At 67.8% G+C, this 13,107-nt stretch carries 8 protein-coding genes and 2 pseudogenes; 5 read left to right on the top strand and 5 right to left on the bottom strand.

Annotation, left to right across the window (positions count from 1 at the left end; genetic code table 11):
- Positions 1 to 25 precede the first annotated feature (25 nt).
- Both ACFW48_RS13415 and ACFW48_RS13410 read right to left on the bottom strand, forming a co-directional pair.
- On the bottom strand, positions 26 to 3,751 hold the full coding sequence (locus ACFW48_RS13415; RefSeq protein WP_386313764.1) for an ACP S-malonyltransferase: 3,726 nt from the start codon (positions 3,749 to 3,751) through the stop codon (positions 26 to 28).
- A 450-nt stretch (positions 3,752 to 4,201) separates the two neighbouring features.
- Positions 4,202 to 5,410 (bottom strand): MFS transporter, encoded by a 1,209-nt coding sequence (locus ACFW48_RS13410; RefSeq protein ID WP_386313761.1) that lies wholly within the window; start codon positions 5,408 to 5,410, stop codon positions 4,202 to 4,204.
- Between the two features lie 203 nt (positions 5,411 to 5,613).
- On the opposite strand from ACFW48_RS13410, the gene ACFW48_RS13405 reads away from it, so the two are divergent.
- Complete coding sequence (locus ACFW48_RS13405) at positions 5,614 to 5,973, top strand: ArsR/SmtB family transcription factor (RefSeq protein WP_386313758.1); 360 nt, start codon at positions 5,614 to 5,616, stop codon at positions 5,971 to 5,973.
- A gap of 79 nt (positions 5,974 to 6,052) precedes the next feature.
- Here ACFW48_RS13405 and ACFW48_RS13400 read toward each other — a convergent pair whose 3' ends face one another.
- Both ACFW48_RS13400 and ACFW48_RS13395 read right to left on the bottom strand, forming a co-directional pair.
- Positions 6,053 to 6,712, bottom strand: a complete 660-nt coding sequence (locus ACFW48_RS13400) for a ScbR family autoregulator-binding transcription factor (RefSeq protein ID WP_386313757.1) — start codon at positions 6,710 to 6,712, stop codon at positions 6,053 to 6,055.
- Positions 6,713 to 6,836: 124 nt separating this feature from the next.
- Complete coding sequence (locus ACFW48_RS13395) at positions 6,837 to 7,493, bottom strand: response regulator transcription factor (protein ID WP_386313754.1); 657 nt, start codon at positions 7,491 to 7,493, stop codon at positions 6,837 to 6,839.
- Positions 7,494 to 8,023: 530 nt separating this feature from the next.
- On the opposite strand from ACFW48_RS13395, the gene ACFW48_RS13390 reads away from it, so the two are divergent.
- Positions 8,024 to 8,995, top strand: a complete 972-nt coding sequence (locus ACFW48_RS13390) for a ScbA/BarX family gamma-butyrolactone biosynthesis protein (RefSeq protein WP_386313751.1) — start codon at positions 8,024 to 8,026, stop codon at positions 8,993 to 8,995.
- 26 nt (positions 8,996 to 9,021) lie between these two features.
- Positions 9,022 to 9,951 (top strand): NAD-dependent epimerase/dehydratase family protein, encoded by a 930-nt coding sequence (locus ACFW48_RS13385; protein WP_386313748.1) that lies wholly within the window; start codon positions 9,022 to 9,024, stop codon positions 9,949 to 9,951.
- Between the two features lie 136 nt (positions 9,952 to 10,087).
- On the opposite strand, the pseudogene ACFW48_RS13380 reads toward ACFW48_RS13385, so the two are convergent.
- Positions 10,088 to 10,406 (bottom strand): annotated as a pseudogene (locus ACFW48_RS13380) (IS5/IS1182 family transposase); the annotation flags it as partial.
- Positions 10,407 to 10,818: 412 nt separating this feature from the next.
- Here ACFW48_RS13380 and ACFW48_RS13375 point away from each other — a divergent pair.
- Entirely contained in the window at positions 10,819 to 12,702 is a 1,884-nt protein-coding gene (locus ACFW48_RS13375; RefSeq protein ID WP_386314002.1) for an ATP-binding cassette domain-containing protein, read from the top strand.
- Positions 12,703 to 12,748: 46 nt separating this feature from the next.
- A pseudogene (locus tag ACFW48_RS13370) lies at positions 12,749 to 13,048 on the top strand (NUDIX domain-containing protein); the annotation flags it as partial.
- Positions 13,049 to 13,107: the final 59 nt, after the last annotated feature.

Genomic DNA, 13,107 nt, shown 5'->3' with positions numbered 1-13,107 from the left:
GACGGATCCGGCTGACGGGGGCCGACTAGCGGGGCACAGGGGGCACCTCAAGGCCCAGGAACTCGCGCCTCGAACCGTCCAGCATCTGGAGGGCCCAGTTGAGCCACTTGATGCCTTCGCAGTAGATCGCCACCGGGCGGCGCTGGGTCTGGTAGGTGTCCATGACCGTGCCGTCCAGCTCCATCTGGAAGTGGAAAGGCGGCATGGCGGTGAAGTGCTGCCCCATCGTGAACACGAACCGGATCAGCCAATACGGGTCGTCCCGCAGGTAGGCCGACTCGGGGTCGTCCAACCGGAGCGCGGCGGTCATCACGGACGCGAAGTGGTCTTCCATGCCGTCGGGCGCCTCGGTGTCGACCGTGCCGCCGCCTGCCACCACGTCGCGCACCCGGTACGCCCGCTGGTACGGATTGCCGTCCAGGAACGCGATGTCCACGCTGGGGGTCTTCCCCTCACCGGTGTCGACGGTCATCGTGAACTGCTCGCAGTGGATCTCGTCGTAGTGGCCGATGGAGTTGTGCCAGGGCTTGTTGTCGTACATCGGATCGTCACGGACGTCCTTGCCCTCGCCCTTGAACCCGATGGCCCGCGGATCGAGGAACTTGATCCCCAACGAGAGGGGAGTGATGGCTTCCAGTGCCGCGGTGATCTCCTCCCGCGGGGCGCCCGATTCGATGACTCGCTGGGCGTGCAGCAGCGGCTCGACGTCGGTGACCTTGACGTTCTCGGTGTTCGTGTCGCCCATGACGAGCGAATGGAAGGCCGGTTCGAGGATCGCGAGATACTCGGGCGCTTCCCGGAACCGCTTCAGCAGGGCCGAGGAGTTGAGGTAGGAGACGCCGTTGATGACGATCCGCTCGGTGTCGAGAAGATGCGCGTCGAAGGTACGGGGCGCTGTGCGGCGGCACAGGTCCAGGCGGTCCTCGATCTTCCTGAAGTAGGAGATGTCCAGCGTCTCGCCCGGCGCCGGGACACGGCCCACGCCGTGCACGTCCTCGTTCAGCACGCGGATGATGAGTTCGTAGAGGCGGGCGACCACGGCCGGCGGCGGTACCTGCTTCTCGACGAAGCGGCTGACTTCGTCTCCCGCCACGTAGCTCATCTCGTAGATGACCTCCTTGTCGACCGTACGGCCGTCGTGGCGAAGATGGGGCGGGACGGGGACGTCCCGCTCCAGGACGGTGTAGACCTCGGGGAAGTAGCCGCGTACCGATTCGGGCAGGCCCTGCAGGAACTCGGCCTGCCTCTTGGCCTTCACGAACGGCGGCAGCATCACACCGGCCCCGTCCGGGTCCCACCGCGCGGTCGTCAGGGCTTCGCTCAGGATCTTCCGGACGGTGATGTGCTCCTCGCCCTCCTTCCTGACGAAGATCGTCATGGACTCGCTGCCACCCTTGCCGAAGCTGACGATCGACTCGTCGATGTTGACGTAGGCGCAGACCGTGCTGGGGAGGAGCCTGCGGCTCTGCGCGTTGTCCAGGACGCATTCGTTCTCATGGGTCAGGGCCAGGACGCAGGAGTACTCGAACTCGTCCAGCGCGGGGTTGGGCCCCTTCTGCCGGGCCTCGGCCGGATCCGTGACGCGGACGACGTGCCTGTGGCACGGTCCCGCGTCGACGGCGGCGGCGTCCAGGTCCGAACCGAGGGCGATGATCTGACAGTTGCCGTTGAGGTGGATCCGCCGCACCTCGGTGCTGAGGGCGCTCCCCCGCAGTACGGCGCTGCTGGCGTCCCGCAGGTCCTTCCTGGACTGGATCGGCACGCCCTCGGGCGAGATCACGGGAAGTTCGGCCCCGGCGATCCTGTCCAGGAACCGCTCCACGGCCTCTTCCCGCGGGCTCGCCGTGCGCAGGGCCATCACGTCGGCGAGGGAGACCGCGCCGGAGACGGCCAGAGCGGTCAGCCAGCCCGCTGTGTCGCCGCCTTCCAGGTAGTGGTCGCTCTGCGCGAACAGCACGGGCCGGTGCCGGGCGAGAGTGTGGAACAGCAGGTACGGATAGACGACGCGGTGGTCCACCCGGGAGCTGGCGTCGTCGACGCGCAGGTCTTCGAGCATCTGCTGGTACCGCTGGAGCGCTTCCGGCTCGGTCTCGAGGAGCGTCTGGGTCCTGCGGACGAGACGGTCCTCGTCCAGGTTGGTGAGCCCGTCGAAGTGGACGACCACCACTTCCGGGCGGTCGGTGTCGCTCGTCCGCGTCTCGGCGTCGCCCGCGTGGTCGATGACGCTGAGTTCGACATACGCCTTGCCGAGCAGCGCGGGGTCATCGCTGATGATCCTCTTCTTCAGCCGCGCCCTGGTGACCAGTTCACCCCGGTCGACGGCGATGAGCTGCCGGTGGTTCCGCGTGTGCTGGAAGACCTCGAGGAACCGGTAGAACGCGGGCGATCCCTCCCGACCGGGGCACAGCATCTCCGCGGTGATGACGCGCCCGAACATGTGAGAGAAGTACTCGTCGCAGAAGTCGCTCTCCGCGGCGAGGCGGAACAGGTCGCGCAGGGAGTCGTAGTGCCCGTTCTCCAGGCGGAGCCCGTTCTCCGGCCGCTCCCCGGCGGCATGCAGCTTCTCCAGCTGGGCCATCAGTCCGTCCACCACGGTGACCGCGCGCAGGAACCGCTGGGTGTCCTCGCGGCCCGTGCAGGCCATGACGGGGGTGGCGACGTTGTTGTCCTTCAGCAGCTGAACGGACTTGTTGCCAGGACCGAGCTCCAGAATCATGTCCACGTCGAGGCCGCTCAGAACGGTGCAGGTGTCCTGGGACGTCATGACCTGGTCGGTCATGGCCAGAATGCCCTGGCGGACGTCGGCCGCGGTGGTGAGCAGTGACGCGGTGTGGTTCGACACCACCGGGATACGGGGCTCGGCGAACCCGACCTGGTTGCGGTCGAGGAACTGTTCCAGGGCCTGGCGGGCGGGCCGCATCCGCGCGGAGTGCGCCAGGAAGACGGTCGGGTCCTTCAGGTTCTCGGTGGTCACGTGCGGGAAGGCGGCGACGAACCGGTCGAACTCAGCCTTGACGCCGGAGCGGACGTAGATGTTCGCCTGCGTCGGCGCATAGGTCTTGTGCACCTCGACATCCGCGAGCGGGTACGCCACGCGCAGGGCGTCCAGGGCTGCCGCGAGGGCTTCCGCGTCCCGCGCCTTCACCGCGACCACGTGGGACGGCTCCGGTATCAACGGTGTGCGGCGGACCGAGCCGGGGAGGTAGCAGGCGATCCTCCGGGCGAACGCCTCGTCGGTGCTCCGGGCGCCGGCGGCGAGGAGCATCAGCGGCGTGAACGCCTGGGCGATCTTGACACCGTCGAAGACCGACAGGGAGCCGCTCGCCACCGCGGCCGTCAGGATACCGAAGCTCTCGCCGGTGTACGCGATGAAGCTGACGGGCGTCCCGTTCCTGTCCGCCTGGTCCCGCAGGTAGGCGTCAAGGGCAAGGCTGTGCACCAGCAGGGCTGCTCCGACATAGCCCTGCCGCTCCATCTTCCCCTCGGGGAGATTCTCGGGCGCGGTGAGCAGCAGATCGGGCCGGCCGGGGAAGCCGAGGGCGCGGGCGGCGTCCTGGTAGATACGGGCGACCTCGGGGACCTCGGAGTCGAGGAGGGAACGGCCGAGGTTCTGGTAGGCGGCCCGGCTTCCCAGGCCGGGAAAGAACCCGGCGATGCGTGTGCGGTCCTTGGTGCTGAGGACCTCTTCGACGAGTGCGGGCCGGTCGCTGCCGGCCAGGGGCGGGGTGGCCTGGGAGGTGGAGCGGGGCACGTGCGTCACCTTCTCGGGTTGGGATGTGCGGAGAAGAAGGCACCTACGTTTTACCGACGAGGTGCTTCACGCGCTCGCCTTTGGGCGCGGAAAATGACATTCCCGAGAAAACTCATCGGGAACGCGCCCGACGTTTTCCATCGGGCTGTGAAAGCAATACTGCCCGACCGCTTGACCCGCCTCAATGAAACACAATTCAGGGTCTGTCACGGATCTGAAGGAAAAATCTGGAAGCTTTCAAGAGACCGTTAAGAAAGGTTAGAGAAGTGTCAACACTACTGGTGGCGGGCTTGCGACGACCAGCGTCAACTCCTTTTTCGCTCCCTTGGCGCACTATCCGGAATGAAACTCAAAAAGAGCAGGGCCGAGGAGCCCATAAGGTCCCTCGGCCCTGCTGCTTGAATTTTTCGGAGCTATACGGTCGCGCCCCTGAGCTGTGCGGTCGTGCGCCTACTGAACGCCGACTTCGGCCCGCTCCACCCGCGGCGCAGCGCCTGTCGAAACAGCGTTGGAGGCGGTGGAACGGCCACCCAGAGAACCCGTCAAGACGACGACGAGTCCGGCCAGGGCGAGGCCGGCGCCGACCCAGAGCGGGGAGACGAACCCGTACCCGGCGGCGATGGTGAGGCCGCCGATCCAAGCGCCGAGCGCGTTGCCGACATTGAAGGCCGCCACGTTGGCGCCGGAGGCCATGGTAGGCGCGTCCTCGGCGTACTTCATGATGCGCACCATCAGACCGGGCGACGCAGCGAGGCCGATCGTGCCCATCAGCAGCAGCGCGACGACGGTCGCGATCTTGCTCTCCGCCGTGAGGGCGAAGAGGCTCATGACGACGGCGAGGGCGCCCAGGATGCCGATGAGTGCGGCGTTCAGGGACTTGTCGGCGGCCTTGCCGCCGAAGAAGTTGCCGATGAACGTCCCCACACCGAACAGAACCAGCAGCCACGGCACGGTGCTGGTGGCGAACCCGGACACCTCGGTGAGCGTGAAGGCGATGTACGTGTAGCCGCCGATGACGCCACCGAAGGCGAGAATGCTGAGCGCGAGGGAGACCCAGACCTGCCCGCGGCGGAAGACGGCGAGTTCGCTGCGCAGGCTCGCCTGGCCGTCCGTGCCGGCCCGCGGGACCAGGACCTGGATGCCGATCAGCGCGATGACACCGATGACCGTGATGGCCCAGAAGGTGGAGCGCCAGCCGAACTGCTGGCCGAGGAAGGTGCCCAGCGGCACGCCGAGGACGTTGGCGGCGGTCAGACCGCCGAACATCAGCGCGATGGCGCTGCCCTTCTTGTTCTCGGCGACCATGTCGGAGGCGACGACCGCGCCGACTCCGAAGAACGCTCCGTGGCACAGCGCCGCGACGATCCGGCCGACCATGAGCAGTGAGTAGGTCGGGGCGATGGCGGAGATCAGGTTGCCCCCGATGAAGAGCACCATCAGGCCGACCAGGACCTTCTTGCGGTCGAGACGGGCGACCGCCGCGGTCAGGCCGACGGCACCGATGGCGACGCTCAGCGCGTAGCCGGAGACCAGGTACCCGGCGACTGCTTCAGAGACATCGAAGTCGCCTGCCACCTCGGGCAGCAGGCCGACGATCCCGAACTCGGTGAGGCCGATACCGAAGCCCCCCAGTGCCAGGGCAATGAGCCCGATAGGCATGTGAAATCCCTCCGTTGCAGTGGCATGCGGTCCGGGACCGCGCCTTGCCGAACGTGAACAGATCGAAGTATCGCAGAACATCGATATGAGATGTCAAGACGAGTCCGCTGACGGATCCGCGCCGCCGGCGGCCCCCGGCGGCGCAACGTATCGGTTATCGTCGATGAATCGGAATCGGCTCCACGCCCGCCCCCGGAAGGCCCATGACGACACACGACATGCCCACGACGGCCGACGTCGCGCCCCTGCTCGAACCGCTCAAGGCACTCGCCAACCCGGTGCGGCTCCAGATACTTCAGTGGTTGCGCGACCCGGAAGAAAACTTCCCGGTGAACAAAGACATCACGGACCCACGCACGGTCGGTGTGTGCGTCAGCCACATCCAGGCCAAAGCGGGACTCGCCCAGTCCACCGTCTCCGCCTACATGGCCGTACTCGAACGCGCCGGCCTCGTCCGCTCGACGCGCGTCGGGAAGTGGACCCACTACCGGCGGGACGAGGAACGCATCACGCGGCTCATCGAGGAGATCGGACAGAGCATCGGCAGCGTCGACCTCGCCTGACACCGTTCCCGCTGGAATACGCAGGCCTGGGGCCTCTATCGCTTGGTGCTCCAGGCCGGCTCGACGCCTACCCCCTCCGTCACACCGAAGCCGTTCCCCCGTCCTCGGACGCCCTGCCCGCGGGCTCATCGGCCTCGGGCAGGGCGGTCGTGCGCAGGCGCGGGAGCAGCCCCGGAGTGACGAGTCCCGGCAGGATGAGCCGCCACAGTGCGGATATCCGATCGAGCAGGTCCTGCCGGTTGCTGTAGGCCTGGGACATCACCTGCAAGCCGGTGAACGACCCGATGATGGTCGATGCGACCTCCAACGTATCCGTCCCCGGCAGCAGTTCGCCCTGCTCGCCGGCCTGCTTCAACAGGCCTTCGATCAGCGTGACCGACACGTTGTAGGGCGCCTGCGCCGAACATGAGAAGGACGACTGCTCGACCGTCAGCCGGACGCTGGCCCGCAGCACCGTGTCGTACTGCAGTCGGCGCGCGAAAGCCGACGTGAGGTCGATGACCGCCTGCAGCTTCAGCGTCCGGTCCGGTACCACCAGAGCCTCACGCTGCGCCTCCACCAGCGCTGCGGCAATCGCCTCCTTCGAGGGGAAGTGGTGGTACAGAGCGCCCCGGGTGAGACCCGCTCGCGCGAGTATCTCGTTCGTGCTCGCCGCGTCGTACCCCCGCTCCCCGAACACGTCAGCGGCGGCCTCCAGGATTGATCGTCTCGACCTGATGCCTCGTTCCTGTTGCGCCATTCCAGTCCTCGCTTCGTACTCGCCCGCTCGAAACCAAACAAACCTGTCTGCATTGTATTCGTGTGCGCGTACTGCATGCGCCGCGGGACGGCACGAGCCCGGATCGCGACTGAGCTGCTTTGAGTCACGGACGCCCCAGGTGGAAGCCCACCCCCCGCACGGTGACGATCCAGCTGCTCGAGCCGAGTTTGCTGCGGAGCGTGCTGACGTGAGTATCGATGGTGCGCCCGTGCGACCAGTCGTCGTCCCACACCTGACTCATCAGTTCACGCCGGGACAGAGTGACACCGGGCTGGGACGCCAGCAGATGAAGCAGGTCGAACTCCTTGGGCGTCAGCTCCACCCGCTTACCGTCCAGCAGGGTCTCGCGGGTCCCCGGGTCGATGCGCAACGGCCCGTACGTGATGACCTGCGCCGCATGGCGCTGGGGACGGACCCTGCGCAGCACGGCCTCCATCCGGGCGAGCAACTCCCGGAAGCCGTAGGGCCTGACGACGTAGTCGTCCGATCCGGCCTGCAGGCCGAGCACGCGGTCGAGTTCGGCTCCGCGCGCGGTCACGGTGATGATGGGGACATCGCTGGCCGCCCGAATCCGGCGGCACACCTCGAGCCCGTCGAGATCGGGCAGGTCGAGGCCGAGGAGAACCATGTCGATGCCTTGAAGTGCCTGCAGTGCCATGGCGCCGGTATCCACGCTCCTGGCCAGATATCCATGCCTCCGCAGCGCCTGCACCAGGGCGTCCGCTGCCCGTTTCTCGTTCTCGACGACGAGAACCTGCACCCCGTTCTGGTCGTCGGCTCCCGTCAGGGCCGACTCCTCCGTGGGTGGAAAGCCGTGGAGCGGCACGACGGCCAGCTGCGGATCACAGGGCTCCACGCGTGGTCTGACGGAACCCACGACCTGACGATTCATCTGCTCCCCCTGAAGCGCGCCGCATCGAACACCGCTCACTACGATGCACGTTAGCAGGCAGGGTTGTCGGCTTGTCAACGCACTCCCGACCGAGCGGTCCGCTATCGGGTTTGACCGTTCGGGCCGTGAAAAAACCATGAAGTAAGCACTGAAAAGCGGACTTGTCACCCGCTTCCGTCTGACGAAAACTTGCGGATACCTTCGAGCGGGCGCAGGACGCGACGGCAACCGCAGCGTGAGCCGAGCGTGAACCAAGCGCCCTTATATGTTTTAGAGAAGCCTTTACCTTGAAACAGGCAAGGTTGGTCTAGCCTCTCAGCTGCACGCGTTCAATCGGTTCGGGGGCCCGGATGCGCTGTCTGGCTTGCCCCTGCCCACAAGCAGACAGGAAGCCACGCATGCTGACTTCGGCCCAAGTTCCCCGTATCGACAGCACCCCGGTGCCGAGCCCGTTGCTCACCACCACGGTGCCGTGCGGATACGTTCACCGGGCCTCCGTGGCGGAAGTGCTCCTCACCGGCTGGGACACAGACACGGAGGCCTCGGCCGGGGCAGCCGACGCGTCCGACGCCTTCGTGGTCCGAGCGCAGTGGCCCCGGAGCCACGCGCTCTTCGCCCCGGCCCACGGTCACCAGGACCCCACGCTCCTGATCGAGTCGGTCCGTCAGGCCGGAACACTGCTGGCCCATACCGAGTACGGAGTCCCGTTCGGCCATCAGTTCCTGATGTGGGACATGTACTTCGACGCCACCCCCGCCGCATTCGCCACCAGCTCCACCCCGACCGATGTCGGACTGCACACCACGTGCCACGACATCGTCCGTCGAGGCGGATCCATCTCGGGCATGAGCTACGACGTCACCGTCCGGCGCGACGGACTCCCCGTGGCAACCGGCGGTGCCCGGTTCAGTTGCACCAGCCCGGCCGTCCACAGACGACTGCGCGGCGAGCGCCCCACCACGACGGGCCGCGCGCTACCCGCACCGGTCGACCCGGCCGACGTGGGTCACACGGACCGGCGGCACGTCGTGCTCGCCCCTTCGGCGTCCGCCCGCGAGAACCACTGGGAACTCCGCGTCGACACCGACCACGCGATCTTCTTCGACCACCCGGTCGACCATGCCCCCGGCATGCTGTTGATCGAGGCCGCCCGACAGGCCGCCCGCGCCGCGACCCGGCAGCCCGACGCTCTCCTCGTCGGCCTCGAAAGCAACTTCATCCGCTACGCCGAGCTCGATGTCCCATGCTGGATAGAGGCCCACGTCGAACGCGCCGAGACGGCCGAGGAACTCCGCGTCCACGTGCGCGGCACACAGCAGGGGGAGCAGGTCTTCACCTCCGATCTTGTGCTCCGACGTCCGGCCGGCTGATCCACCGCACCACCTGGGAGTGCCACGTGCCCACCGTTCTCATCACCGGCCCCGCGGGCCTGGTCGGACGCCATGTCGTCCAAGAGGCCACGCTGCGGGGCATACCCCTCACCCTCATGTCGCACCGCAGACCTGTACCCGCCCCCGGCCCCGGACACCGGACCGTGTCGGCGGACCTCGCCACCCCCACATCCCTGCACGGCATATGCGACGGCGTGGACGTCGTCCTGCACTGCGCCTCGCACATTGGCGGAGCGCTCGAGGCCAACAAAGCCGTCAACGCGCGCGGGACGAGAGCCCTGGTCGACGAGGCCCGTCGGGCGGGGGTGTCCCGCATCCTGTACGTGAGCACGGCGTCCGTCTACGGCCGGGGAACCTTCCGCAACACCGACCCCAGCCGGCTCGTCCGGAACCCGGGCTCGCCCACCTCTCTCACCCGGGCCGCGGCCGAGGACGCCATCCTCGACGCCGGCGGGATCGTCCTGCGCCCCCACCTCGTCTACGGCGAGGGCGACACCTGGGTGGTGCCGAGTCTGACGCGCATGCTGCGCACACTGCCCGGCACCGTCGAGGGCTGGACCGCCCGGATGTCGGTCATCTCCGTACGGGACCTGGCCCGCCTGGTCGTCAGCGCCGGTCTCGCGCCCGCGGCCGATTTGACGGATTCCACGTACCACGCGACCCACCCGGCACCCGTGACCGTGGCCACCCTGCTGCGCACGGTGGCCACGTGCTTCTCGCTCCCCTGGCCGGAACGGGACATCTCAGTGGCTCGGGCCCAGGCGCACCTCGCGGCGGACGGCCAGTCGTCACACGGGCTCGACATGCTGACAACCGATCACTGGTTCAACGGAGCCCCACTCTGGCGCGACCTGCGTCTGACCCCCGGCCCGGATTTCAGAACCGATTTCCCCGAGTCGTCCGAGTGGTACCGCAGAACGCTGCTCGCCGCCTGAGCGGTGAAGGGAGGGTCGCCGGCGATCACCTCGACGGCGACGCCTCCGCCCGGCCCAGGCACAGAACTTGTCGATGATGTCCTGTGCGATTGCTCTCCGCATCCGACAGGGCTCGCGCCGTAGGAGGAAACGAGCCTTATCGGCCCTGAGCGCACGCAAGGGCCCGCCCGGCGGATCGCGGCCGGAGCCGGAGTCGCATCGCTGCCAGGGTGATGGTGCCGTGGAGGATGTAGGCGCGCTTGTCGAACCTCGTGGCCACGGCCGGGAGTTCTTGAGTGCGTTGATCGCTCGCTCGACTTCGCTCCCGACTTGTAGATCGTTTTGTCGAAGCCGGCGGGCCGGCCACCCCTGCTGCCTCTGCACTGACGGTCGGCCCGCTGGTTCTTCGGTTCGGGGATGGTGTGCTTGATCTGCCGTGGTCGCAAGTAGCGGCGGTCGCGGCGGGAGGGGTACGCCGGCTTGTCTCTCGGGCCCGAAGCGCCCTCGCACTCGCCGCACGCACCGCCATCCTCGACCCGCCCCCGTAACCACCCGAGACTGCGTGGCTTCCGCCTCCCCGACGGCAGAGACGCGGCAGGTCACTTGGTCGCTTGGGCGACACCGTTCACAGCGGGCATCACGCCGGCTCCGGGCGGCCGGGCAGCTTGAAATCTCATCCGCAACAGGAGTTTCAAGCGTCGGCGATTCGGCCATCGTGGGCCACCCCGCAGCCGCGACGTAGCAGGCCGAGGGGCGTACAGACCGTGCGGCGCAAGGGGTCCAAGCCGTCCAGAATCGAGCGCGTTCGAATCCCTGTCAGCGTCGTTAAGCCGTGCACTGCCGAGCCATCCAGGTACGGCGCCGACCTCATGGAGGGACCAGGTGACTGTGACTGCCGCCTCGACGAAAACTCCCGAGACGCCTCCCCCTCCCCCGCCGGCCACCATCAGTTTCGAGGGCAAGTTCGGCAAGAACCCGCTGGAGGACGCCAGCTTTGGGGCGATGTGCCGACGCTTGCCCTCCGTATTGGCCCACACCGCGCGCAAAGCGTGGGCCGTCGACAGGGCTGGCTCCGTTCTCCTCCTGGTATGCCAGGTGCTCACCGGCGTCGCCGCCGCTGTCGTCCTGGCCTCCACCGCCCGCGCCATGACGCACGTCCTCGGCAGCGGCACCGTTTCCGAACGTCTGCACGGCGCGGTCCCCGCCTTGATCGTGGTGACCCTGGCCGCGGGCGCCGGCCGTGTCTGCGGTCTCGTGTCGTCGTACGCGGACGGACGCATCACGCCCCTGCTGACCACCGAAGCCGACGTCGCGCTCGTCTCCGCCGTGCTGCGTGTGGAGTCGTCCGCCTACGGGAGGGACGGTTTCGCCGACCGGCAGGAGGCGGCCGAGATCGGCGTGACCCGCGCCCGACTCATGGTGCAGGACGCACAGCGGTTCATGTCCGCCCTGATCCGTATGATCGCCGCCGGCGGGGTCATCACCGCGCTGCACCCGCTGATGCTGCCGGTGCTGTTCCTGGCCGTGCTGCCGGCCGGCGTCGGAGCCGTGCTGTCGGCCCGTGTCGACTACCGCACGCACTTCCTCAACCTCGGCGACCGCAACGTACGGGTCATGATGCGGAGTTGGGCCACCCACGCCCGCTTCGGCGACGAGATCCGCGCCAACGGCATGACCGGCTACCAGATCTACTGGTACCAAGCCCTGTCCGACCGCATCGACCGACGCACTCTCGATGCGGCGCCGCAGATGCTGCGGATCCAGTTGTCCACCAGCGCCCTGGGCGGCTTCTTCCTGATGTGCACCTGGGCCACCCTCGCCGGCCTCGCCATCACCGGCCGTATCGCGCTGCCCGTCGCGGCCACCGCGGTGGTCGCTGTCCAGACCGCCCTCGCCGCGCTCTCCCAGGTCGTCATCAACGGCGCCGCCCTGTTCCACACCTCGCTCTACCTCGCCGACATGCAGGCGTTCCTCGACCTCGCACGCGAACGCGCCCCGAAGCGGGGTGAGCTGACCATTCCGGAGCGGGTCGACGAGATCCGTATCGACGAGGCCGTCTACCACTACCCCGGCAAGGAGGATCCGGCCGTCGCAGGAGTCTCTCTGACCTTGCGCCGCGGGGAGATCCTGGCCGTCGTCGGCGCGAACGGTTCCGGTAAGTCCACCCTGACCAGACTCATCACCGGGATCGTACTCGCCGACAAAGGGCGCGTCCTGTGGGACGGCATCGATCTCGCCGACGCGGACCCCGACGCCGTGTGGAGCCGCACCTCACTCGTCCCGCAGAACTTCGCGTGCTGGCCGTTGCGGGCCCGCGAGAACATCACCCTGGGCCAGCCCCGCACCCACGACGACGCGCCAGTGTGGGACGCCATCGACGCCGTCGGCATGCGCGAGGAGATCGAGAAGCTGCCCCGCCAACTCGACACCCTCCTGGCCCGAGAGCTGTTCGGCGGCTCGGAACTGTCGGGCGGCCAGTGGCAGCGGCTCGTATGTGGCCGCGCGCTGTACCGGCAGACGCCACTTATGATCCTGGACGAACCCACCTCCCAGATGGACGCCCGCGGCGAACATGCGATCTTCACGCAGATCAAGCGCCTCGCACCCCGGCGCATCACGATCGTCGTCACCCACCAGTTGGAGAACACCCGGCTCGCCGACCACATCCTCGTGATGGACAAAGGCCGCGTCATCGAACAGGGCACGTACGACGACCTGGTCAACGCCGGCGGTCAGTTCGCCGACCTCGTCGCCCTGGCCAAGGACCGCTGACCCACCCACGGAATCGAGACACTCACGTCCTGAAAGGCAGAGCCACGTGCCCTCTCCGGCCTCCCTTTCGGATCACATTGCGCCGCGGGCTGCCCTCTCGTCAGCGCGATACGCCGCATCCCGGCACGCGGTGTGGCTCGGTGCCGCCGCGATCGTCACCGATCAGGTCGGCCGCGTCCTGCTGGTCCGCCCGACCTACCGCGAGGACGACCGGTGGCTGCTGCCTGGAGGACTCGTCGGACCCGGTGAACACCCGCACGTCGCCTGCCGACGCGGGATCACCGAGGTACGGGGTCTGCCGGACCTGCCCCTGGCGGGCGTGCTCGCCGTCCACTCCCTCTCGCCGCACCACCCCGGCATCAAGCCCGGCACGCCCTGCCCAGAAGAGATCCGTTACGTCTTCGA

The organism is Streptomyces sp. NPDC058812, assembly GCF_042744565.1.
Taxonomy (GTDB): Bacteria; Actinomycetota; Actinomycetes; order Streptomycetales; family Streptomycetaceae; genus Streptomyces; species Streptomyces thinghirensis.
The sequence above is the reverse complement of the archived record's forward strand: the minus strand, read 5'-3'. Positions and strand labels throughout refer to the sequence as shown.

Excerpts from the sequence above, each read along its gene's own strand:
- ACFW48_RS13410 (WP_386313761.1), bottom strand. The coding sequence starts at position 5,410 with ATGCCTATCGGGCTCATTGCCCTGGCACTGGGGGGCTTCGGTATCGGC.
- ACFW48_RS13405 (WP_386313758.1), top strand. The coding sequence starts at position 5,614 with ATGACGACACACGACATGCCCACGACGGCCGACGTCGCGCCCCTGCTC.
- ACFW48_RS13400 (WP_386313757.1), bottom strand. The coding sequence starts at position 6,712 with ATGGCGCAACAGGAACGAGGCATCAGGTCGAGACGATCAATCCTGGAG.
- ACFW48_RS13390 (WP_386313751.1), top strand. The coding sequence starts at position 8,024 with ATGCTGACTTCGGCCCAAGTTCCCCGTATCGACAGCACCCCGGTGCCG.